Source organism: Gemmatimonadaceae bacterium, assembly GCA_020851035.1.
GTDB lineage: Bacteria > Gemmatimonadota > Gemmatimonadetes > Gemmatimonadales > Gemmatimonadaceae > JACMLX01.
Genome location: JADZDM010000020.1, coordinates 1 through 22,115, shown reverse-complemented (window position 1 = coordinate 22,115; position 22,115 = coordinate 1). Strand labels below are relative to the sequence as shown.

Below are 22,115 nucleotides of genomic sequence, written 5' to 3'. Positions count from 1 at the left end.
GACCTTCATCCTGCTCTCCGGCGACTCCGACTTCTCGAGCATGGTCATGAAGCTCAAGGAGTACGGCAAGTACGTCATCGGCGTCGGCATCCGCGAGAGCTCCAGCGATCTGCTGGTGATGAACTGCGACGAATACTACAGCTACAACGCCCTCGCCGGCCTGGTGAAGACCAGCGACGAGGAGACAGTGAAGCGCGACCCCTGGGAACTCGTCACCGAGTCGCTCGCACGCATGGTGCGCAACGGCGACGTGATGCGCGCCGACCGGCTCAAGCAGGTCATGCAGGACATCGACAACGGGTTCGACGAGAAGAACCTCGGCATGTCGAAGTTCTCCAAGTTCGTGCAGGAGGCCGCGCAGAAGGGGCTGCTCACGCTCACCCGCCTCGAGAACGGCCAGTTCGAGATCGCCCCGCCGGGCGCACGGGCCGGCACCGCGCCGGCCATCGCCAGCAGCGACGTCGCCGGTGCGCTGGACGAGGCGGCCGAGAAGGAGGAGAAGGACGGCGAGGAGCGCAGTGGTCGCCGGCGCCGCGGCCGCGGGCGTGGACGCGGCGGTCGTGACCGCGAGCCGCGCGCCGAGCGTGCTCTCGGTGACGTGGTCTCGACGGCGGTCGCCGCCGGCACCGATGTCGCGATCGACGGCATCGAGGCCGCCCCGTCCGACGACGACGCGCCGGACGAGGTGGCGGTGGTCGCCGCGCCGCCGGCCCGCGCCCCGCGGCCGGACCGGCCGCCCCGCCGCGAGCACACCCCGCGCAGCGAGACGCCGCGCCCGGAGCCCGCGCCGCGGGCCCCCGAGCCTGCCGCACGGGTCGCACAGGGACGTGACACCATCGGCCTCGCCGGTGAGCGCCTCACCCGCAACGAGGCATTCGACCTCGTGCGCAAGGCGGTCGCCGCCACCGTCACGGACGACCGGCCGGTCGCCATGCAGCTGGTGCGCGAAAGCGCCGCTGGCATCCTCGGCCGTGACAGCGAGAGCCTCAGCGAGCGGAACTTCACGCGCATCCTCCAGGATGCACATGACGCGGACGTCGTCGACCTGCGCAAGCGTGGCGATACCTGGGAAGTGGCACCGGTGCAGGAAGTCGCCGGCGTCTCGGAACAGCTCGCGAAACACGAGGAGACGCACGCGCCGAAGGCACCGGCCGGACCGCCCGCTCCACGCGGCATGGTGTCGCGCGGCGGCATGCGTGGCCGTCTCTCGGCACCCCCCCCGGGCCTGTTGATGGTCGGTGTGGTGGATGATGTCGCGGCGCCGGCCGCTGCACCCACGCCGGATCCGGTCGCCGTGGCTGCACCGCCCGCTGTCAGGGCACCCGCCGGCAAGCCGGCACCGAAGACGCCGCAGGCCAAGGCACCGGCCGGTCGCGCCGCTGCGAAGAAGGCGCCCGCGAAGCCGGCGCCCGCCAAGCCGGCGCCCGCCAAGCAGGCAAAGGCCGCTCCCGCAAAGCCGGCGGTGGTCGCCAGGAAGCCAGCCGCACCCGCGAAGAAGGCCGCGGCAAAGGCGCCTGCAAAGAAGGCAGCACGACGCTGAGCCGTACGCAGGATCGTTGCCGGCACCTGCCGGACTCGCCCGCGCCATCGATTCCGGTGGCGCGGGCGACGTGCTTCATGCACCGCCGGTGCGCGTCGTGAACACGCGGGGGGTGCTGCCCGCGTCGTTCTACGATCGTGATCCGGCGCTCGTCGCGCGCGAGCTGCTCGGCACGCACCTCGTCGTGCACCGCGCGGGTGAGTCTCCGCTGCGCGCGCGCATCGTGGAAACGGAGGCATACCTCGGCCCGCACGATCCGGCGTGCCACGCCGTGGCCGGCATCACCCGACGGACCGCACACCTGCATGGACCACCCGGCGTCGCGTACGTGTACCGCATCTATGGCATGCACTGGTGCCTCAACGCGGTCACGTTGCCGCACGGTGTCGGCTCGGCGGTCCTGCTGCGCGCGGTCGAGCCGCTGGGTGACCTCCGCCCGCTCCGGCAGCGCCGTCCGGCGGCGCGGCGTGACCGCGACCTCACCAACGGGCCCGGGAAGCTGTGCGCCGCGTACGGCATCACGGGGGCCGACGACGGCGCGTCGCTGCAGCGAGGCGACGTGCGCATCGCGGGTGGGGCGTCCATCCCGGATGCGGAGGTCGCCCGCTCGCCGCGGATCGGCATCACCCGCGCGGCCGACTGGCCGTTGCGGTTCTTCGTGAAGGACAGTGTCTTCGTGTCCAGCACGCCCAGGCACTTCGTCGTCACCCCATTCCTGCCATGACTGCATCGATCGTGATCCGCACGGCGCTCCTGTTCGGCATCGCGGTGCCGGCACTGCCCGCACAGCAGCCAGGTGCCCAGCGGCGTCCGGCACCGACGTCACGTCCTGTGGCGGACCAACGGGACTCGCTCACCGACGTGTCGCCGCACGCCATGCGGGTGTGGCGCGAGGCGATCGTGCTGGACACGCACAACGACATGCCCACCAAGGTGGCCGACGAGCGCTACGACGCCGACATCCGCAACCCGATCGGGTTCGGCCCGGGCAAGGGCTCGACGGACTATCCCCGCCTGCTGCAGAGCGGCATCACCGGCGTGTTCTTCTCGGCGTTCGTCGATGCCCCCTATGCGTTCATGCGGCCCGACAGCTCGTTCGCACGCGCGATGCTGCTCACCAGCCAGGTGCACGCCTTCGTGAGGCGTCACCCCGACCGGCTGCTCTTCGCCACCAGCGGCGCCGACCTGCGCCGCGCCAAGCGGGAGGGCAGGGTGGCCGTCTTCGTCGGTGTCGAGGGCGGACATGCCATCCAGGGATCCATCGCGCGCCTGCGTCGACTGCATGCCGCCGGGGTGCGCTACATGACCCTGACGTGGAACAACGGCAACGCGTGGGCTGGTGCCGCGGCCGGCAGCAACAACACGCGCACCGGCGGCCTCACGCCCTTCGGGCGCCAGGTCGTGCAGGAGATGAACCGGATCGGGATCCTGGTGGACATCTCGCATACCTCGGACGCCACATTCTGGGATGCGATCCAGACGACCACCAGGCCGCTGATCGCCTCGCACTCCAGCGCCCGCGCGCTGAGCTTCCACCGCCGCAACCTCACCGACAGCATGCTGGTGGCGGTCGCGAAGACCGGGGGTGTGGTGAACGTGAACTTCTTCAGCCAGTTCATCGATTCCACCTACAACACCCGCAACGCCGCGATTGAGCGCCGGCTGCGTGCGGAAGACCGTCGCCTGCGCGACGCCGGCACGCCGAACGAGTCCATCCGCACCAGCGTGATCGCCTTGCGCCAGCGCCTGCTCGACTCGCTGCCGAGCACCGCGCTGTCGGTGCTGGTCGACCACATCGATCACGTCGCGAAGGTTGCGGGCGTGGACCACGTCGGTATCGGCTCCGACTTCGACGGCGTGACCGCATTGCCCACCGGCATGGAGGATGTCACGATGCTCCCGCGCATCGCACAGGCGCTGATCGACCGCGGGTACAGCGACACCGACATCAAGAAGGTTCTCGGCGGCAACATGCTGCGCGTGCTCGAAGCCGCCATCGACCCCACTGAGCGGCGGCGCTGATCGTCGATCTTCGATCCTCGAACAGCGAACAGCTTGAACGCAAAGACGCAAAGAACAGCCGCAAGGACGCAAAGGGGTCGGCGCGATCGGCAGCCGTCTGGCGAAGGGCATTGAAAGGGCTTGAAGGGGACTGCGGTGGACATGGAAGCCTCCCTCGTGACGACGAAGCCCCGGTGTGCATTGGATATCTCCATGCGAACCGGGGCCTCGTGACTTCGTACGAACTCACACCGCTCTGGCAGTTCCCCTCAACTCCTTCGGTGCTCGTGCGAGCGGAGCCGCGCCGCGCGAACCGACCCATTGCGTCCTTGCGGCTGTTCTTTGCGTCTTTGCGTCAAAGCTGTTCCGGATGCTCGAGCAACACCGATCAGGGCACCAGCGCGACCGGATTCTTCGACCGCTCACCCGACGTCAGGATCGCGTTGTAGACGAGCTTGAACGTGCCCCAGCTCTGCCCGCGATACTGCGGCCGGAAGCCGAACATCACCACCCGCCCCGCGCCGACGGTGATGTCCACCGCAGCGGCCTTGCCGGCGATCGCCTCGCCGCCTGACAGGTAGCCGCTCATCAGGATCGAGCCCGCGTCGCCAGGATAGCGCAGCGGCACGCTCACGGCCGCATCCTGCGCCACGTCGAAGGCCGTCGAGTTCGTGAAGTACACGCCGACCGTGTCCGGCATCCCCATCGTCAGGCTGCCCGGCGTGGCGATGGTGCGCAGGATCGAGCCCGGCGCCACGATGCTCGCCCCCGGTGCCGCGGCCGTCGAGTCGTCACCCCGCCCACGGGCCCGCGCCTGCGGCGAGATGCGGCGCACCGGCAGCCCGGGGACGGCGTCCATCGCCACCTCGCTGCCGCGGTCGAAGGTCATCAGCACGCCGCCGGCCGCGACGAAGTCGCCGATCGCCTTCACGCCGTCCGCCCCCAGGCCACCGGCGTATCCCGCGGGCGCCATGCGTGCGTTGAGCCCGTCCTTCGCCTCGCGCAGCGGGATGTCGGCCACGATCAGCACGTCGTACGCCGCGCGCAGGTTGCCGCCGCGGATGGTGCTGTCGCTCACGTTGCTGTACGGCACCCCCTTCTGGTCGAACAGCCACCGCGTCCACCCTTCATCCATGCTCGCCGTCCATGGCTTGTAGAGCCCGACGCGCGTCGGACGGGTCAGGCGTGTGCGCTCGCCACTGGCGGATGCGAGGGTCGCAGCACCACACCAGCCACCTTCCGGGCTGTAGCCGCGTGCGAACGAGCCGGGGATCGTCACCGATGATGTCTCGCTGCCGCGGTGCATGTCGACGCGGGCGCCCTTCTTCAGTGCCGCGAAGGCTGCCGGGAAGGCGCGCGAGTCGCGCAGGTCGAGCGTCACGTTGCTCCCCGCCGGTGCGGCGCAACGCGCCGGACCATTCGCCGTCGCCGCCGCGGTGCGCTGCGCCCCGGTCTCGAGCCGCACCGCCACGCCCATCTGGTACGGCAGCGTCCAGCCCGCCACGTCGTACGGTCGGTCGCCGGCGCTGGCCGGCCACTTCTGCTCCTCGAACAGGTCGCGCACGTGTGCGGCATACGGCTGGTCCAGCGACACCGTCCACGCCCCGCCGGTGGAACGCACCACGTCGTCATCGCCCGTCACTTCCACGGCGCCACGGCGCAACACCTGCACCAGCGCGTAGGCCGCCGCCGGGTCGTGCTGCTTCGACTCGATCACGTACTGCTGCCCCTTGCCGTTCGCGACCTGCGTGCGCGCCACCTGCACCATCGACCGCACGATGTCGCCGCGCATCTCCGACGACATCTTCACCAGTGCCTGCGCCGCGATCAGCTCGTAATCCATGATGTCGCGCAGCCGCCAGGTCCCGCCCTTCCACGGGCTCGGGTAGTTGACGCGCGGTTCGTTGCGCAGCCCGCGAGGGTTGGCCGAGACCTCCGCCGCCGTGAGCGTGATCGGTGTGGCGATGCGGGCGCTCGCCGCCTCGGTCAGCAGGCCGATCATGTTGTGCCGCGTGGGCGTGGAGCGGGCCCCGCCGTTCCACCACAGGTCGTACGTGATGCCGTCACCCACGCCGGTCTTCCCCGCCTGCTGGAGCGCCCATGACATCCGCTGCCCCACCAGGTTGATGCCGCGCACGATCCGTGGGTCGACGTTCTGGTTGATCGGGTCGATGTGCGGCGGCACGGTCAGGCGCATCCCGTTGCTGCCCTGCTGGTGCACGTCGTAGAACACCTGGGGAAAGTACTTGCCGTAGAGCGCCGCACTCACGTTCCGGCTCTCCTGCTGCGTCACCATGTACCAGTCCCGGTTGTTGTCGTGGCCCACGTACTCGTGGTACAGCCACGGCATCGGCCCGCCCTCGAACGGTGTGCCCACGCCCTTCCGGTACCAGTCCACGATCATCTGCATGCCGTCCGGGTTCATCGACGGCACCAGCGCCACCACCACGTTCTGCAGCGCGGCCTGCAGCGTGTCCTGCGTGACCAGTGCATGGGCCAGCTCCATCGCCATCTGGCTCGATGCGATCTCGCTGCTGTGCAGGTTGCAGCTGATGAACAGCACCATCGGCTGCGAGGCCACCAGCGAGTCCTCGGCCGCGGCACTCAGGGTGCGCGGGTCGGACAGGCGCTTCTGCGCCGCGAGGATCGCGTCCAGCCGGCGGATGTTCGCCGGCGTCGAGATGGACGCCACGATCATCGGCTTGCCTTGCGTCGTCCGGCCGATGGTGTCCAGCTTGACGCTCGGGCTCCGCTGCGCGAGTGTCGAGAAGTAGCGCAGGATCTGCGGCCAGTCGGCAAGGGTGCGATCGGCACCGACCGGAATCCCGAGCACCTCGGACGGCGCGGGCACCGTGCCCTGGGCCGCGAGCTGCGTGAGCGGTGCGGCCAGCAGCAGTGAGGCGGACAGCAGGCGCAGGACTGCAGGAATCTGGCGACCAGGAGTCATGGTTCGGTGTGACCAGGTGGAAGGAACACGGCCGGCGGCCGCGGGTCGGACGCAACGTGGCGGAGCCGGCGTCGGCCATGCCACACACTACTCGGGAGCACAGCGCGTTGTCGCCATCGATGCCACCGCGGGAACTGCGTCTGCGGACCAACGTGCACGGGACGGTTTTCGCTGCCCGCGCCGCGGTGGTCGAGCGGCTCGCGCCGGGCGAGCGGCTGCTGCTCGTCCCGGATCCACCGGTCGATGACGAGGCGCCCGCCGTCTGGGTCCACGTGGCCGGCGGCGACATCCTCGGCCACCTCCCGGTGCAGGTTGCATCCTGGCTCGCGCCCTGGATGCTGGGCGGAGGACGGTGCCAGGCCACGGTCCTGCACGTCGGAGGTCCGGACGTCGCGAGCTGGAACCGCATCGAAATCGAGCTCGAGCGCCGCGAACCCTGACGCATGGGCCGCCGAGTGCCGCGGCACGAGACACTTTCGCTGAATCCCGCGTTGCCTCCACCCGTATGGCTCACCGAGTCCGCACGCTTGTCAGGATGGTGGCTCCCACGTTGTATCCAGCCGCGCGCGCGACCGGTGCTGGCGCCGCCGGTGGAACCACGATATCGAGCTCGACCATGTTCTCTTGTGGGACCTGTCCGGGTGTACGCGACATGATGCCGCCACGGCCGAGTCGCGCGCAGCTGCTGGTGCTGATCGCCGCGACGCTGCACGCGGGCCTGTCGCCGGCATGGGCGCAGTCGGCCCCGCGCCGTGCGGGGGCACCAGGTGCGCTGGTCACGCGAGCGGCGGCGGCTGTCGTGACCATCGTCGCGTACCGCGCCGGCACCAGCGAGGTGACCAGCGCCGTCGGGGTCCGTGTGAGCGACGGCCGCGTGCTCACGACGCTGCGTCACCTCCGCGGCGCGGTGCGTGCCGAGGTGTTCGATGCGCGCGGTGACCTGCTGGGCACGGCCACAGGCCTGGAGCAGGCCGAGGTGACGCTGGACCTCGCCGTCATCGGCCAGCTCACCGGCCCCGGTGCGCGCCTCACGCTTGCCCGTCGCGCGGCAGGGCCGGCCCAGAAGCTCAGCCTGCTCGAGCCGCGCCGTGGAGCGGCAAGTACGATCGTGGAACGCGTCGTCACCCACGTCGAGCCCGACGACGCCGGTCGCACCGTGCTGCGCATCGGTGCTCCCGTGCCTGGCGCGGCAGCTGGGTCGCCCCTCGTCAATGCCCGTGGCGAACTGGTTGCGATCGCACTCGGCACCATGCCCGCACGCGACTACAACGACGCCGCGGTCGACGTGAGTGCGATCCGGGACCTGCTCGCACGGCCGCCGGTGCGCCTGGGACTGCCCGCGGTCGACGGCACGATCGCGGCGTCGCGGGCCGCCATCCCGGATGGACGCGCCGGCGCCCCCGCCATCGCTGCCGGTCGCGGCACCGAGCCCGCAGCGGGGCGCGGCATATTCCCCGAGCGCTATGGCGTGGCCATCGGCGGCGACACCGCCGGCACCTGGGCCGTGGAGCTCTTCGGATGTGCGCGTCTCGAGTCCAGGCGGAAGGTCTACTGCTACCTGCGGGTCACGAACCTCGCCCGCAGCGCCACCTTCGCCGTCAGCGGCGGCGACCTCACCGACAGCACCCGGCGCAGGCGGCGCGCGGCGGAGACCCTCGTCACGGCGAACGCCGAGCAGCGGGTGGCTGGCTGGCGGCGGAAGGCGGAGGTGCCGCTCCGGGAACTGGAGTCTGCGCGCATGGCCCTCGAGTTCACCCCGCCCGAAACGGACACCGATGCGGTACGATTGATGGTCGATGTGTCGGGTGAGAGGGCGCTCTGGTTCGGACCGTTCGTCCTCCAGCGGGCACCCTGATCCGCCATATTTGTCGTGGGGGGCGCAGCCGGCGCCTCACGCGGGCAGCATGCAATCCTGAGTCACGGGGTCTGGGCGACGCATGATCGGAGAACGCATCGGCCACCTGCGAGTCATCGCGTCCATCGGCGTCGGTGGCATGGGGGCCGTCTGGCACGCCGTGGACGAACTGCTCGACCGCCATGTCGCCCTCAAGGTGATCCGGCCCGAGCTGATGTCGCGTCCGGGGCTGGCCGAGCGGTTCCGCTCCGAGGCCATCGTGCTGGCGCGCCTCCAGCACCCGTGCATCGCCGCCCTCTACGGGCTGGAGAAGCGGGGCGACGAGTTCGTGATGGTGATGGAGTTCGTCGATGGCGAGACGCTCGACACGCGCCTGGCCGTGCACGGGGCGCTGCCCTGGCCCGAGGCCACGCGCATCACCCGCGCCGTGCTCGACGCGCTCGACCACGCGCACGAGAGCGGCGTCATCCACCGCGACATCAAGCCCGCCAACGTGATGATCACGCGTGCCGGTCGCGTGAAGGTCATGGACTTCGGTATCGCACGGCTCGTCGGCGCGCAGCGCCAGACGCGCACCGGCGCCGCCGTCGGCACCCCCTCCTACATGTCGCCCGAGCAGCTCCTCGGCCAGGAGGTGGATGGCCGGGCCGACGTGTACGCCGTTGGCACGCTGCTCTTCGAACTCACCACAGGCCACCTGCCGTTCGAGGTCGAGGGCGACTACCTGCGCATGATCGCGCAGCTGCAGCAGGTCCCGGTCGCGCCAAGCACGCACAACCCGGCACTTCCGCCGGGGCTGGACGTGATCGTCGCGCGGGCACTGCAGAAGGAGCCCGAGGATCGTTTCGCCACCTCCGGTGACTTCCGCGATGCCCTCGAGGAGCTGGAGCGCGAGCATGGCGTGCTCCGCCCGTATGGCACGCCGGCGGCGGGCTCCATGCCCGTGCCGGGGAATGGCGGCACTCGCGGCACCCCGTCTGCGTTGCCCGTGGCGGGAGCGAAGGCCGAGGCGGCCGTCACGCCATCACCGTCCTCGTCGGCACTGCTGACGCCCGTCGAGTCGGCGATGAGTGTCACGCCGGTGCCGTTCTCGCTCGAGCCCGCTGGCGCGACGCCGATCGACCTGATCGTTCCGGCGGGACTCTCCTCACCCGGCGCACTGCCGATGCCGGAGTCGGGAGAGCCTGTCGTGGCGGCTGCGTCGAGCGACGCCGCGCCGACACCGGAGTATCACTCGACGATCGATGCACCGCCCGCTGCCGCCGGTGCATCCGTCGCAGCGCCGCGACGCAGCGGCGGGTCGCGCCTGGTGATCGGTGGGGTGGCGATCGCGACCGTCCTCGCTGCCGGGATGATGCTGACGCGCAAGGTGAGCGCGCGTGAGGAACGTGCGGCCACAGCCGACTCCACGGCGGCGAGTGCCGCCGCTGCGGCGCCTCCGGTGGTGACGGCCCCCGCGGTGCCGTCGGTGACACCGCAGCCGGCTGCCGCGCCGATCGTGCCGGCGCCATCCGCCGATTCCGTGGACAGTGCCGCGGTCCGCAAGGCCGTCGCCGACTCGGTGCGGGCGGTGCGGCGGGCACAGCGTGATTCCGTCCGCAAGGCGCGCGCGGACTCGATCGCCGCTGCCACCGCCTTTGCGCTGCCCGGTGCCGCCACCACCGGCCCCACGGCCGCCGAGCGGCGTGAGGCGGAGCAGAAAGGCACGGCCGCCATCCGCGAGTGCGTCGGCGTGCTGGCCGGGCAGAATGTCCGGACCATCGAGGAGCGCTTCGGGAAGGACAACCGGAACAACATCCGGCGGGTCGCGCTCGACAACCGGCTGGAGGCCGGTGCGGCTCTCGGAATCCGCCACGAGGTGAACGACGTCGCGACGAGCGTCACGACCCGCGCCGGGGTCCTCCTCCACATCCGCGGTGACGCCGATGCCGGCCGGTCGTTCCGCGCCGAGATCCGTTCCGTCGTCGAGAAGCGGGGCACGGCGTGGGGGACGGCGCGCTGCTTCATCGACAACGACGGCGGCATCCGGCCGTAACCGCGGTCCCGCAAAGTCCCGCAGCACGACGGGCCCGGAGCACCACGCTCCGGGCCCGTCGTGTTGCCGGCGAGGCAACGCCGGTCAGCCCTGCGCGCCCCGGATGCCGAGCCGCTCTCCCACCGTGATGAACGCCTGCACGGCGAACTCCAGGTCCTCACGCGAGTGCGCCGAGGAGATCTGGCATCGCACGCGCGCCTGGCCCTGCGGCACCACCGGGAACCCGAAGCCGGTCACGAAGACGCCTTCGGCCAGCAGCGCCTGGCTCATCGCGATCGCGGTGGCCGTCTCGCCGACGATGATCGGCACGATGGGCGTCTCACCCGGCAGCGGCGAGAACCCGGCCTCGGTGATCGCCGCGCGGAACCAGTCGGCGTTCTCGCGGAGGCGCGTGACGCGCTCCGGCTGCGCCTCGATCACCCGCACGGCCTGCAGCGCACTCGCAGCCACCGTCGGGGGCAGGGCGTTCGAGAAGAGCTGCGGGCGGCTCGACTGGATCAGCGTGTCACAGAGCGCGGCGCTGCCGGCCACGAAGCCGCCGGCCGCGCCGCCCAGCGCCTTCCCCAGCGTGCTGGTGATCACGTCCACCTCACCGAGCACACCGAAGTGCTCCGCGGTGCCGCGCCCGGTCCGGCCGAGCACGCCCGTCGCGTGGCTGTCGTCCATCACCAGGATGGAGTTCGTGTCGCGCGCGATCTGGAGCAGGTCGGGCAGGCGCGCGATGCTCCCTTCCATGCTGAAGACACCATCCGTCCAGATCACCCGGCGCCGCGCCGTGGCGTTGGCCGCCAGCTTGTCGCGGAGGTCGTCCAGGTCGCCGTGCCGGTAGACGGCCGTCGTGCACTTGGTGATCGACTTCGCCAGCCGGATGCTGTCGATGATGCTGGCGTGGTTGAGTGCGTCGCTCACCACGAAGTCGCCCTCGCGCACGATGCAGTGCGTCAGCCCCTCGTTCGCGGTCCAGGCGGAGACGAAGCTGAGCGCCGCCTCGGTGCCGGCGAAGCGTGCCAGCGCCGTCTCCAGCTCGCGGTGGATCGTGAAGGTGCCGCAGATGAAGCGCACCGAGCCGGTGCCGGCGCCGAAGCGGCGCAGCCCCTCGATGCCGGCCTCGATCACGCTCGGCTCGTCACAGAGGCCGAGGTAGTTGTTCGAGGAGAGGATCAGGACCTCGCCGTGTCCCTCCATCTGCACCCGGGCCGACTGCGGGCTGTCGAGGTGGTTCAGTGTCTTGTGGACGCGGTCGGCCTTCAGCTGCGCGATGCCGGCCTGCAGCTCGGCCGTGAAGTTCGGGTTCAGTGACATGAAAGACTCAGGGCTCGGGTGCGACGGCTGGGCGCGCGTCGTCGTCCAACAGGATCCAGCGCAGCATCTCCGGGTCCACGTTGCCGCCCGAGACGATGATGCCGACGCGGCCGTGCACCGGCGCCTTGCCGCTCATCAGCGCGGCGAGGCCGAGCGCCCCGGACGGCTCGACCAGCAGCTTCATGCGGATCAGGGCGAAGCGCACCGCCGCCACGAGATCCGCGTCCGACACCGTGACCATGTCGTCGACGTGCTCCAGCAGGAGCGGGAAGGTCAGGCGTCCGGGCCCCATCGTGCGGGCACCATCCGCGATCGTCGCCGGCACCTGCGACAGGCGCTGCGGTGTGCGGGTGTGGAAGCTGCGGGTCATGTCGTCGCCGAGCTCCGGCTCGACGCCGATCACGCGGCAGCCCGGGGACATGGCGTGCGCCGCGATCGCGGAGCCGGTGAGCAGGCCGCCGCCACCGCAGCAGACCAGGAGCGCATCCAGCGGACCGACCTCCTCGATCAGCTCCGCCGCCGCGGTGCCCTGCCCGGCGATCACGTCCGCGTGATCGAACGGCGGGATGAGCGTGGCGCCGGTCTCGGCGACGATCGCCTGCGCCACCACCTCGCGCTTGTCCTCGGCCGGGTCGTACAGCTCGACCCGTGCGCCGTATCCGGCCGTCGCCGCGCGCTTGGCGGCGGGGGCGTTCGAGGGCATCACGATCGTTGCCGGCATGCCGAGGAGGCGCGCGGAGAGCGCGACGGCCTGGGCATGGTTGCCGCTGGAGTACGCGACCACGCCGGCGGCGCGCGCCGACTCGGGGAGCGCGCTGAGCGCGTTGTAGGCGCCCCGGAACTTGAACGCGCCCATCCGCTGCAGGTTCTCGCACTTCAGGAAGGCCTGCGCTCCGACGAGGGCGTCGAGGGTGCGCGAGGTGGCCACCGGCGTGCGGTGGGCGTGGCCGGCGAGGCGCGCACGGGCGCGCTCGACGTCGGCGAAGGTGGGGAGGGCCGGCTCAGTCATTGATCTCGAAGATCACCTTGCCGGCGCTCCCGTTCATGATCACCTCCATCGCCTCGTCGTACTGCTCGAGCGGGAACCGGTGGGTGATCACGGGGGTCGGGTCGAAGGTGCCGGAGCGGAGGAAGCGCGACATCTGGTCCCAGGTGTCGTACATGCGGCGGCCGACGACGCCGTAGACCGTCAGCCCCTTGAAGATGATCTCGGTGGCGAAGTCCACGTCGATCGGCCTCGACGGGATGCCGAGCATCTGCACGCGACCGGCCGGCCGCGCGAGCGCGAATGCCTGGTGGACCGCGGAGGGCGCCCCGCTGATCTCGAGCACGACATCGGCGCCGAGCCCGTTGGTCCAGCCCATCACGGCCGCCTTCGCATCCGGCGGCTGGACGGCGTCATGCGCGCCCATCGTGCGTGCGAGCGCCAGGCGCGTGGGGTTCACGTCCACGGCGATCACGCGCGCCGCACCGGCCGCCCGGCAGATCCCGACCGCGAACAGGCCGATGGGTCCGCACCCCGTCACCAGCACCACGCTGCCGGGGATGTTCGCCGTCAGCGCGGTGTGGAAGGCGTTGCCCATGGGATCCATGATGCCGCCGATGTCGTAGCTCAGGGCCGGGTCGAGCGGCCAGATGTTGGACGCCGGCATGGCGATGAAGTCGGCGAAGCAGCCGTCGCGGTCCACCCCGATGATGCGCGTGGACTGGTCCACGTGCGCATTCCCGGTGCGGCTCAGGACACTGCGCTCGTCCACGATGTGCCCCTCGGCGGTGACGCGGTCGCCCACCGTCACGTGGTGCACGAGCGATCCGGCCTGCACCACGTCGCCGGCGAACTCGTGCCCGACGGTGAATGGCGGCTTGCAGCGGCCGGCCGCCCACGCGTCCCACTGATGGATGTGGACGTCGGTCCCGCAGACGCCGGCGCGCCGGACGCGGATCAGGACTTCGTCGTCGCGAATCGTTGGCGTCGGCACGTCGTGCAGCTCGAAACCGGGGCCTGCGTGGGTCTTCACGAGTGCTCGCACGAGCACTGCTCCGTGGCTTGAGGAAGGGAATTTCTCGGCGGGTTCACCGTGCCGGCGGCACGTCGCGGTGCGCCGGAGTGCGCGAAAGGTGCCGGACGCGCACCGGCGGCGGAAGGTGCCGTGACCGCCGCGGCGGGGCCCTGACGTGCCGCCGGCGCAGCGTCCGGCGCACCGCGCCGGCGCCGCCGCGGCCGCCCTGCGCGCGGTGCGCGCGACGGCTCGCCGCACCGCGCGCCGGTGGTCGCACACATGGAGAAAACCGCACAGGTCGTGCATTTCGATGCGACGCACTGCGTCGAGATGCGACCGGCGCGGTGCGGCCGGCACCACCGCCGGCGCGCACTGCATGCGTGCCGCCGAGCGTCCGACACTCTCGCTGCGGCCGCGCGCTCGGCGTCGTCGCGCACGTCGCGCCGCACGTGCCGCCCGGATTTTTTTCGGCGCGATGTCTTGCGCCCCGTTTTTCGCCCCTTCTATATTCGCGTCAACTTGTCAAGTGGCTCCTGGAGCCGAGGGTACTGCGTGACATCTTCCCGTCGCGAATTCCTCAAGAGCAGCGCCACCGTCGCCGCAGTCGGCTTCGCGGCGAATCTCGCGTCCCCGCGCCTCGCGGGTGCCGCAGCGCCCGCATCGCGCTTTGCCGATGACGCCCTGCGCATCGCGCCCACGGTCGGCGACCCTGCCATTCGCGAACTGGTCCTCACCGCCATCGACGCCGCCCGCCGCGCCGGTGCCAGCTACGCCGACGCCCGCGTCAGCCAGAACCGCAGCCGCACCCTCGCCACCCGCGAGCGCCGCGTGCAGAACCTCAGTGACAACGAGACCCTCGGCTGCGGCATCCGCGTCCTGGTCGACGGCACCTGGGGCTTCGCCGCCACGCGCGAGCTGACCGCCGACGCCATCGCGCGCACCGCGCGCCTCGCCGTCGCGCAGGCAAAGGCCAACCGCCGCACGCAGGTCGCACCGGTCCAGCTGGCCCCCGTCACGCCGACGCCGAACGGCACCTGGAGCAGCCCGGTCCGCATCGATCCGTTCTCCGTCGCCATCGAGGACCAGGTCGGCCTGCTGCTCCGCGCCAACGAAGCCGCCCTCGGCGTCGCCGGCGTCCGCTTCGTCAACTCGGCCATGTTCTTCCTGCGCGAGGAGAAGACCTTCGCGTCGACCGATGGCACGGTCACCGTGCAGACGATCTACCGGTCGCAGCCGAGCATGACCGTGACCGCGGTGTCCGCCGACAACTCCGACTTCCAGTCGCGGCAGTCCACCGACATCCAGCCCCACGGCCTGGGATACGAGCACGTCGTGGACGGCAAGCTGGTCGAGAATGCGCCGCGCTGGGGTGCCGAGGCGGTCGAGAAACTGCGCGCCAGGCCCGTCGAGGTCGGACGCTACGACCTCGTGCTCCACCCGTCGCACCTCTGGCTCACGATCCACGAGTCGGTGGCCCACCCCACCGAGCTCGATCGCGCGCTGGGCTACGAGGCCAACTACGCCGGCACCAGCTTCGTCGCCCCGCCGCAGAAGGTGCTCGGGAAGCTGAAGTACGGCCCCGAGATCATGAACGTGCAGGGCAATCGCACCGAGGCCGGCTCCCTCGGCGCCATCGGCTGGGATGACGAGGGCGTCGCACCCGAGACCTTCGACATCATCAGGCGCGGCGTCGTGGTGGACTACCAGACCACCCGCGAGCAGGCGGGCGAACTGGCCTGGTGGTACCAGCAGCAGGGCAAGCCGGTGCGCAGCCACGGCAACTCCTACGCGCAAAGCTGGGCCGACGTCCAGTTCCAGCGCATGCCCAACGTGTCGCTCCTTCCCGGCGAGAAGGACCACACCTGGGACGACCTGATCGCCGCCACCGACCGCGGCATCGCCATCGTCGGTGACGGCAGCTTCTCCATCGACCAGCAGCGCTACAACGCGCAGTTCGGCGGCCAGCTCTTCTACGAGATCCGGGGCGGCAAGATCACCGGCATGCTCAAGGACGTCGCCTACCAGATCCGCACGCCGGAGTTCTGGGGCGCGATGGACATGCTCGGCGGGAAGCGCAGCTACGAGCTGGGCGGCGCGTTCGGCGACGGCAAGGGCCAGCCGGCCCAGTCCAATGCCGTCAGCCACGGCTGCCCGCCCACGCGGCACCGGCAGGTCAATGTCATCAACACCGGACGGAAGGCATGAGCCGACGCCTGCGAGCCGACAGCTCGCCGCGCCGGCTCTTCGAGCCCGCCCGCGTCCTGTCGCAGGCCGAGGCCGAGTCGCTGGCGAAGCGCATCGTCGGGTTCTCGCAGGCCGACAGCTGCCGCGTTTCGCTGCAGAGCTCCGCCCGTGGCAACACCCGGTTCGCCGTCAACCAGGTCTCGACCTCCGGCGACAACGAGGACGTCAGCGTCCGCGTCCGCGTGACCGTCGGGAAGAAGGTCGGCGCCGCCAGCACCAACCGGCTCGATGACGAGGGACTGCGCCAGGTGGTGCAGGTGGCCGAGCGCATCGCGCGACTGCAGCCCGACGATCCGGAGCTGATGCCCGAACTCGGTCCGCAGCAGTACACCCGCGTCGACGCCTTCCATGCCGCCACCGCGGCCGCCGAGCCCCAGCAGCGTGCCGACATCGTGCGCAAGGTCACCGAGGCCTCGCGCGCGGCCGGCCTCAGCGCCACCGGCTATCTCGAAGTCGTGACGGCCGCCACGGCGATCGCGAACTCGGCCGGGCTCTTCGCTTACCATCGCAGCACCGACTGTGCGTTCACGACCACCGTCCGCACCGCCGACGGGGCCGGCTCCGGCTGGGCGGGTGCGGCCGCGCGTGACATCGGCGCCATCGACGGTGCTGCCCTCGCCGCCACCGCCATCGACAAGGCGCGTCGGTCGCTGAACGCCGTCGCGATCGAGCCGGGCCGCTACACCGTCGTGCTGGAGCCGACTGCTGTCGGGAACCTCGTGCAGCTGATGGCCTTCGCCACCAACGCGCGGCAGGCCGACGAAGGGCGCAGCTTCTTCTCGAAGCCCGGCGGTGGCACCAAGATCGGCCTCAAGGTCGTCGACGAGCGCGTCACGCTGCGCTCCGACCCGCAGGACGCCATCGCGCCCGGCGTGCCGTTCGACGGCGATGGCCTGCCCACCCGGAACGTCACCTGGATCGAGAACGGCACCGTGAAGGAGCTCGGTTACGACCGGTTCTGGGCGGGCCGCAAGGGCGTCGCGCCCGTCGTGCTCCCGGGGACGCTGCAGATGTCCGGCGGGTCGCAGTCCGTGCAGGACATGATCGCCTCCACCGAGCGCGGCATCCTCGTCACGCGCTTCTGGTACATCCGCCCCGTCGATCCGCGCACCATCCTGTACACCGGTTTGACGCGAGATGGCACCTTCCTGATCGAGCGCGGCCGTGTGACCCGGGCGATCAAGAATTTACGATTCAACGAGTCACCCGTCTTTTTGCTGAACAACATCGAGGCGCTCGGCCAGCCGCAGCGCGTCAGTGCCAGTGAGAGCGGGTCCGCCGGGATCCCGATCGTGGTGCCGGCAGTCAAGGCCCGCGATTTCACGTTCACCAGTCTCAGTGATGCCGTCTAGCAGGTGCTGATGGTCTGAAGGGTTCAGCGTGCGACGATTGCCGCACGCGCAGGAAGTCGGCTCCTCGGGTGAGGAGTCGGCCATGGGGGCCTCCCGCCCGGTCGGGCGTGGCCCCTTGGCCCGGTCTCCACCGGGGGAGGCACGGGCCGCATCACCACTCCAGTTCTGGAGGTAGTTCCAATGGCTGCAAAGAAGGCTGCGAAGAAGGGCGCCAAGCGCGCCGCCAAGAAGGGCGCCAAGCGCGCCGCGAAGAAGGGCACGAAGCGCGTCGCCAAGAAGGGCGCAAAGAAGGGAGCCAAGAAGGCCGCCAAGAAGGGCGCCAAGAAGGCTGCCAAGAAGGGCGCCAAGAAGGCTGCAAAGAAGGGCGCAAAGAAGGCTGCCAAGAAGGGTGGCCGCAAGGCTGCCAAGAAGGGCGCCAAGAAGGCTGCGAAGCGCGGCGCCAAGAAGGCCGGCAAGCGCGCTTCCAAGAAGGCCCCGGCTGCTGCTCCTGCACCGGCGATGTAATCTCGGGTCTCCCGAGGTTCAAACGGGGGTGGCGCTCACGCGTCACCCCCGTCGTCGTGTTCCGGCAGTGCAGAAAGAAGAATGGAGGCGATACCGGGTGGCATCGCCTCCATCAGGGCGCGACCTCAGAGTCGCCGCGCCAGGCACGCGCCACGAGCGCGCACCCTTGTCCCGCTCAGACCTCTGCCAGCTCGGTTTGTTCCGGGTCGGCAGGCCCCCAGACGAACGCCATCACCGTCGGCGTGGGATCGACTTCCGCGCCCCGCGAGATGACGATGCCCATCGGCTCATCCGTCGCAACCGAACTCTTCTTCTTCGCCATGCTGTCTCCCCGAACGGTATCCCGGGATCGAGGCAGGGCACACATATATATGAATGCTGGCGCCAGGCTCGGATCACGGGGCGCCACAGTGTGACGCGTGTCTGGTGGAGCTCAGTGCACGAGAAGTGCCCAGCGCGGCTGGAAGTCCAAGTCGTTCATTGACAATGACTTCTGGAGTATCGGCTGGGTCACCCATGGCCAAACCGTATCAAATAGACACGGCTGCATGGAACAAGTCGTGTCGTTATGCGACGCGCGGCTTGTGTAGGACGATCACATCGTCGCCGGTGTCGGCGGGGGCCTGCCAGCCCGGGTACTGGGCAATCAGCGAGCGGATCGGGAACGTGGCCCGCGACGCCGCAGGGACCCCCTCGATGTAGTGCACGCCGCCGGCGGCAGTGGCGTTCTGCAGGTGTGCCAGCACGCGCGTGCGCTTCTCGGGCGTGAGGGACGCGAGCAGCTCGGCATGCCAGACGACGGCCCGCACCGGCACGTCCGGGAGCCATTCGTCGAGGCCGTCGCTGCAGCCGATCACCTGACCGGACAGCCCTGCCTGTGCCGCCGAGACGAGGACGCGCGTCACGAGATCCTCCTCGTCGAGTTCCGCGAGGGCGATCACGTGCGCACCATGCGCGGCGAGGTACAGCGTGCGCTCCTCGACGTGCGGGCCGGCGACCACCACATGCGGATGTTCTTCCGGGCGCACGGCCGCCACCAGGTGCTGCGCCGCCGAGAGGCCCCAGTGATCCGCGCGCCGGAACTGCTCGAGGATCTTGAGGCGGTTGCGGCGCCACCTGTCGTATGCCGGGATCTTCAGGCGCCGCATGATCAACTCGTTCACCGCGTCGACCAGCACCAGCTCGCTCAGCTCCAGCTGCGCCCCGGAACTCATGGAGGCCACTGCGTCGTCGGCGAGCTTCAGCAGCGAGCTGCGCGGGACCGTTTCCTTGTACCGCTCGATCTCGAGATCGACGTAATTTGCATACTCGTGCTTGAGCGAGCGTGTCGGCGTCGACAGCGGCATGGGCGTCTCGTTGGTCAGCGTGCGCGGCAAGGTGTCGCGGCCGGCGGCGCAGCGCAAGGTTCGCGCGCACATTCCTGCACGGCGCGGCCGGTTCGGCGTGCCATGGCGCGCGGCACGGACGCGAACACACCCAACGCCTTCGCTCACGGATCATGCCCGAATTGCCTGAAGTCGATGCCGCGGCCCGCTACCTGGATGCACACGTCGCGGGCCGCACGCTGCGCGACGTGACGCTGCTGCATCCGGCGATCCAGCGTGTGGACCAGGCGCGCCTCTCCAGCCTCGTGGGACGGAGGGTGCAGCGCGCCGAGCGCGTCGCCAAATGGCAGGAGCTGCTCTTCGAGGGCGGCGCGCGACTGGTGGTGCACTTCCGCATGACGGGCGACTGGGTGGTGACGCGCACGGGGACCGCGCCGCGCCACGCGCGCGCGCACTTCGCGTTCAGCGGACGGCAGCACCTGTGGCTGGTGGATCCCCGGGCCCTGGCGCGGCTCGAGGTGCGGCTGGCTGGTGAGCCGGCGTCCTCCCGGGTCGGTCCCGACGCACTCGACCCCTCGCTCGACGCCGCAGCCCTGCGGGCACGATTCGCGTCGCGCCGCACACCGGTGAAGCAGGTGCTGCTCGACCAGGGGGTGCTGGCCGGCGTGGGCAACATCTATGCGGCCGAGGCGCTGTGGCATGCGCGCGTCCATCCCGGGACACCTGCGAACCGGCTGTCGCTGGTGCGGGTGGAACGTGTGCTCGCCGGCATCCGCTGGACGATGGGTCTCGCCTTCGAGCAGCAGGGTCGGCACCAGTATGGGGAGGCCACCGATCGGTTCGCCGTCTACGATCGCGCGGCGGAGCCATGCCTGCGGTGCGGGACGCCGATCGCGCGCATGGTGCAGGGTCAGCGCTCCACCTACTGGTGCCGTCGCTGCCAGCGCTGAGGCGGCGTGTGGGTGCGCCTCGCGGTGGCCGGCAATCGTCGTGCGGTGTGCGCGAGCGGGTGCGATGCCCGGTGGTCTGCGCGGCTCGGCTATCGGGGTTCCCACGGAGCCACGGCGATCACGGAGCCCACGGAGAAGGGCTCCGTGGAAGGGCTCCTTGGAAGGGCTCCTTGGGAACTTCCGTGCGCGAGGCTGCGGTCGCATCCACGCGAGCAGTTCCAGCAACGCCCTTGTTGTTCTCCGTGGCCTCCGTGCGCGCCGTGGCTCCGTGGGAACCAGTCAGTCCCGCTCCGACATATGAGCCACGCAGCCACGCAGCCACGCAGCCGCCGTGACGTCGGGTGCCGGTCCGTGGCCTCGTGGCCTGGACACGACGTTCAGGGTGCAGTCGGCCGCCGTGACATCCCACCCGCCGACGTTGGAAAACCTCGTAATACCGCTGGTATTGCTGTGGTGTTCGCCTGGCCAACCAGGCGCCCCATCCGGCTTCGTGCTCTCCGAACTTCGATAACACGCCACTAGTCCATCGCCTCGAGCAGCGCACCCTTGAGGTAGCCCGTCTCGGGCACGGTGAGGAGCATGGGATGGTCGAGCGGCTGCAGCGTGATGGTGCGGATCGCGACCTGCCGTCCGCTCTCGGCGGCCGCATACTCCAGCACCTCGAGGAAGTCGGGCACGTGCACGTGGTGGCTGCAGCTGGCGGTGAACATGATGCCGCCGGGGGTGAGGAGCTGCATGGCGAGGCGGTTGATGTCGGCGTAGCCGCGCATCGCGTGTTCCACCGAGGCGCGGTTCTTCGCGAAGGCGGGTGGATCCACGACGATGGTGTCGAAGCGGTCGCCGTTGGCGCGGGCCTCTCGCAGCCAGGCGAAGGCGTCGGCGACGACGGGTGTGATGTTCGTGCTGCCGTTGAGGGCGGCGTTGGCGGCGACGCGCTCGAGCGCGGCGGCGGAGGAGTCCACCGCCGTCACGTGCTCGGCGTGCCGAGCCAGGTGCAGGGCGAAGGAGCCGTGGTAGCTGAAGCAGTCGAGGGCGCGGCCGCGCGCGAGCGAGCCGATGAGCGCGCGGTTGTCGCGCTGGTCGAGGAAGGCGCCGGTCTTCTGGCCCGTGCGCAGGGCGGCGAGGTAGTGGACGCCGTGTTCGGTGACGCGGATCGTGTCGGGGACGGTGCCGGCGAGCACCTCGACGGTGCGGTCGAGTCCCTCGCGGCTGCGCACGGCGGGGTCGTTGCGCGCGAGGATGCCGGTGGGGGTGAGGAGCGCCTGGAGTGCGGCGACGATGTGCGCGCGCTGCGTCTCGAGGCCGGCGCTGAGGAGCTGGACGACGAGGACGTCGTCGTAGCGATCGACGACGAGGCTCGGGGCGCCGTCGCCTTCACCGTGGACGAGGCGATAGGCGTTGCCGTCGCGCGCGAGGGGGGCCCGGCGTGCGATGGCGCGCTCGAGGGTGGTGTGCCACCAGCGGGCATCGACGGGGATGTCCGGGTTTGCCTCGAGGCGTCGGATGGTGATTTCCGAGGTGGGGCTGAAGAGGGCGGTGCCGAGCTTGCGGCCGCCGGGGCCTCGGAGGTCGGTGAGTCCGGCGGGGACGCGCGGGGCGGTGGCGATGTCGGAGCGGAAGACCCAGGGGTGTCCGCGGAGGATGCGTTCGGCGCCGCGGGAGGCGAGCGTCGTGATGGGCAGGGCAGTATGTGCGGTCATGTGTGTCCGGAGGCTACTACCGTGGCGCCGTGAGGTCGAGCGGAGCCCCTTGACCCTGCGCTGGCGTCCACTACTTTATTCAGACTCCCCGGGACAATGGCCCGGGACGCTGTGCGGGGCGTGTTGGATGCGCCGTTCAGCGGACGCTGTTTGACAATGGAATGAGTGTGGAAATCGTGGGAAGTGAATCCCATCGTCGACTGGGCACGGGCAACCGTGTCGATTCGCGATTGAGTGATTGCAGTGTGCATGAATGCGCATGCACGGCTTGACCGGTACGGGAGGTCAAGCGAGAGATGGCATGTGGGGGATGCCTGGGCACAGAGAGGCGATGAAGGCCGTGGTAAGCTGCGATAAGCT

General features: G+C 70.4%; 16 protein-coding genes. 9 read left to right on the top strand and 7 right to left on the bottom strand.

Translation table 11 applies throughout. The annotated features are described in order from the left end of the window. Positions 1 to 1,250: 1,250 nt before the first annotated feature. Both IT355_12220 and IT355_12215 read left to right on the top strand, forming a co-directional pair. Positions 1,251 to 2,264 carry a DNA-3-methyladenine glycosylase gene (locus IT355_12220; GenBank protein MCC7054020.1) on the top strand — a complete coding sequence of 338 codons (1,014 nt, stop codon included), beginning with the start codon at positions 1,251 to 1,253 and terminating at the stop codon, positions 2,262 to 2,264. After that, positions 2,261 to 3,562, top strand: a complete 1,302-nt coding sequence (locus IT355_12215) for a dipeptidase (protein ID MCC7054019.1) — start codon at positions 2,261 to 2,263, stop codon at positions 3,560 to 3,562. Before IT355_12220 ends, IT355_12215 begins: the two co-directional genes overlap by 4 nt. A 367-nt stretch (positions 3,563 to 3,929) precedes the next feature. Here IT355_12215 and IT355_12210 read toward each other — a convergent pair whose 3' ends face one another. Then, positions 3,930 to 6,488, bottom strand: a complete 2,559-nt coding sequence (locus tag IT355_12210; protein ID MCC7054018.1) for a hypothetical protein — start codon at positions 6,486 to 6,488, stop codon at positions 3,930 to 3,932. 152 nt (positions 6,489 to 6,640) lie between these two features. On the opposite strand from IT355_12210, the gene IT355_12205 reads away from it, so the two are divergent. The 3 genes from IT355_12205 (at position 6,641) to IT355_12195 (ending at position 10,378) form a co-directional block, all read left to right on the top strand. Continuing rightward, positions 6,641 to 6,928, top strand: coding sequence for a hypothetical protein (locus tag IT355_12205; protein MCC7054017.1), 288 nt, complete (start codon positions 6,641 to 6,643; stop codon positions 6,926 to 6,928). Positions 6,929 to 7,140: 212 nt separating this feature from the next. Further along, positions 7,141 to 8,343, top strand: coding sequence for a hypothetical protein (locus IT355_12200; GenBank protein MCC7054016.1), 1,203 nt, complete (start codon positions 7,141 to 7,143; stop codon positions 8,341 to 8,343). Between the two features lie 82 nt (positions 8,344 to 8,425). Then, positions 8,426 to 10,378 carry a serine/threonine protein kinase gene (locus IT355_12195; protein ID MCC7054015.1) on the top strand — a complete coding sequence of 651 codons (1,953 nt, stop codon included), beginning with the start codon at positions 8,426 to 8,428 and terminating at the stop codon, positions 10,376 to 10,378. Positions 10,379 to 10,462: 84 nt separating this feature from the next. Here IT355_12195 and IT355_12190 read toward each other — a convergent pair whose 3' ends face one another. Genes IT355_12190 through tdh form a run of 3 tightly spaced genes read right to left on the bottom strand, consistent with a single transcriptional unit; the run spans position 10,463 to position 13,710 of the window. Continuing rightward, positions 10,463 to 11,674, bottom strand: a complete 1,212-nt coding sequence (locus IT355_12190) for a glycine C-acetyltransferase (protein MCC7054014.1) — start codon at positions 11,672 to 11,674, stop codon at positions 10,463 to 10,465. A 13-nt stretch (positions 11,675 to 11,687) separates the two neighbouring features. Beyond that, complete coding sequence (locus IT355_12185; GenBank protein MCC7054013.1) at positions 11,688 to 12,689, bottom strand: threo-3-hydroxy-L-aspartate ammonia-lyase; 1,002 nt, start codon at positions 12,687 to 12,689, stop codon at positions 11,688 to 11,690. Next, positions 12,682 to 13,710, bottom strand: a complete 1,029-nt coding sequence (gene tdh / locus IT355_12180) for an L-threonine 3-dehydrogenase (protein MCC7054012.1) — start codon at positions 13,708 to 13,710, stop codon at positions 12,682 to 12,684. Before tdh ends, IT355_12185 begins: the two co-directional genes overlap by 8 nt. Before the next feature lie 522 nt (positions 13,711 to 14,232). On the opposite strand from tdh, the gene IT355_12175 reads away from it, so the two are divergent. The 3 genes from IT355_12175 (at position 14,233) to IT355_12165 (ending at position 17,780) form a co-directional block, all read left to right on the top strand. Next, the gene (locus IT355_12175) at positions 14,233 to 15,885 is read left to right on the top strand and encodes a TldD/PmbA family protein (protein MCC7054011.1); all 1,653 of its coding nucleotides are present in this window, start codon (positions 14,233 to 14,235) and stop codon (positions 15,883 to 15,885) included. Beyond that, positions 15,882 to 17,276 (top strand): TldD/PmbA family protein, encoded by a 1,395-nt coding sequence (locus IT355_12170; GenBank protein MCC7054010.1) that lies wholly within the window; start codon positions 15,882 to 15,884, stop codon positions 17,274 to 17,276. Before IT355_12175 ends, IT355_12170 begins: the two co-directional genes overlap by 4 nt. Positions 17,277 to 17,456: 180 nt before the next feature. Further along, on the top strand, positions 17,457 to 17,780 hold the full coding sequence (locus tag IT355_12165; protein MCC7054009.1) for a hypothetical protein: 324 nt from the start codon (positions 17,457 to 17,459) through the stop codon (positions 17,778 to 17,780). Positions 17,781 to 17,955: 175 nt separating this feature from the next. Here IT355_12165 and IT355_12160 read toward each other — a convergent pair whose 3' ends face one another. Next, positions 17,956 to 18,102: a hypothetical protein gene (locus IT355_12160; protein ID MCC7054008.1), complete on the bottom strand. Its 147-nt coding sequence runs from the start codon at positions 18,100 to 18,102 to the stop codon at positions 17,956 to 17,958. Between the two features lie 244 nt (positions 18,103 to 18,346). Beyond that, the gene (locus tag IT355_12155) at positions 18,347 to 19,126 is read right to left on the bottom strand and encodes a hypothetical protein (protein MCC7054007.1); all 780 of its coding nucleotides are present in this window, start codon (positions 19,124 to 19,126) and stop codon (positions 18,347 to 18,349) included. 152 nt (positions 19,127 to 19,278) lie between these two features. Here IT355_12155 and mutM point away from each other — a divergent pair, with 152 nt between their 5' ends. Beyond that, positions 19,279 to 20,055, top strand: a complete 777-nt coding sequence (gene mutM / locus IT355_12150; protein ID MCC7054006.1) for a bifunctional DNA-formamidopyrimidine glycosylase/DNA-(apurinic or apyrimidinic site) lyase — start codon at positions 19,279 to 19,281, stop codon at positions 20,053 to 20,055. Between the two features lie 518 nt (positions 20,056 to 20,573). Here mutM and IT355_12145 read toward each other — a convergent pair. Next, positions 20,574 to 21,755 (bottom strand): class I SAM-dependent rRNA methyltransferase, encoded by a 1,182-nt coding sequence (locus IT355_12145; GenBank protein MCC7054005.1) that lies wholly within the window; start codon positions 21,753 to 21,755, stop codon positions 20,574 to 20,576. Between the last annotated feature and the right edge of the window lie 360 nt (positions 21,756 to 22,115).

What these genes read in the sequence shown, in the direction of transcription:
- IT355_12220 (MCC7054020.1), top strand. Translation starts at nt 1,251, where the DNA reads ATGTCGCGGCGCCGGCCGCTGCACCCACGCCGGATCCGGTCGCCGTGG.
- IT355_12215 (MCC7054019.1), top strand. Translation starts at nt 2,261, where the DNA reads ATGACTGCATCGATCGTGATCCGCACGGCGCTCCTGTTCGGCATCGCG.
- IT355_12210 (MCC7054018.1), bottom strand. Translation starts at nt 6,488, where the DNA reads ATGACTCCTGGTCGCCAGATTCCTGCAGTCCTGCGCCTGCTGTCCGCC.
- IT355_12200 (MCC7054016.1), top strand. Translation starts at nt 7,141, where the DNA reads ATGATGCCGCCACGGCCGAGTCGCGCGCAGCTGCTGGTGCTGATCGCC.
- IT355_12195 (MCC7054015.1), top strand. Translation starts at nt 8,426, where the DNA reads ATGATCGGAGAACGCATCGGCCACCTGCGAGTCATCGCGTCCATCGGC.
- IT355_12185 (MCC7054013.1), bottom strand. Translation starts at nt 12,689, where the DNA reads ATGACTGAGCCGGCCCTCCCCACCTTCGCCGACGTCGAGCGCGCCCGT.
- IT355_12170 (MCC7054010.1), top strand. Translation starts at nt 15,882, where the DNA reads ATGAGCCGACGCCTGCGAGCCGACAGCTCGCCGCGCCGGCTCTTCGAG.
- IT355_12165 (MCC7054009.1), top strand. Translation starts at nt 17,457, where the DNA reads ATGGCTGCAAAGAAGGCTGCGAAGAAGGGCGCCAAGCGCGCCGCCAAG.
- IT355_12160 (MCC7054008.1), bottom strand. Translation starts at nt 18,102, where the DNA reads ATGGCGAAGAAGAAGAGTTCGGTTGCGACGGATGAGCCGATGGGCATC.
- IT355_12155 (MCC7054007.1), bottom strand. Translation starts at nt 19,126, where the DNA reads ATGCCGCTGTCGACGCCGACACGCTCGCTCAAGCACGAGTATGCAAAT.
- mutM (MCC7054006.1), top strand. Translation starts at nt 19,279, where the DNA reads ATGCCCGAATTGCCTGAAGTCGATGCCGCGGCCCGCTACCTGGATGCA.
- IT355_12145 (MCC7054005.1), bottom strand. Translation starts at nt 21,755, where the DNA reads ATGACCGCACATACTGCCCTGCCCATCACGACGCTCGCCTCCCGCGGC.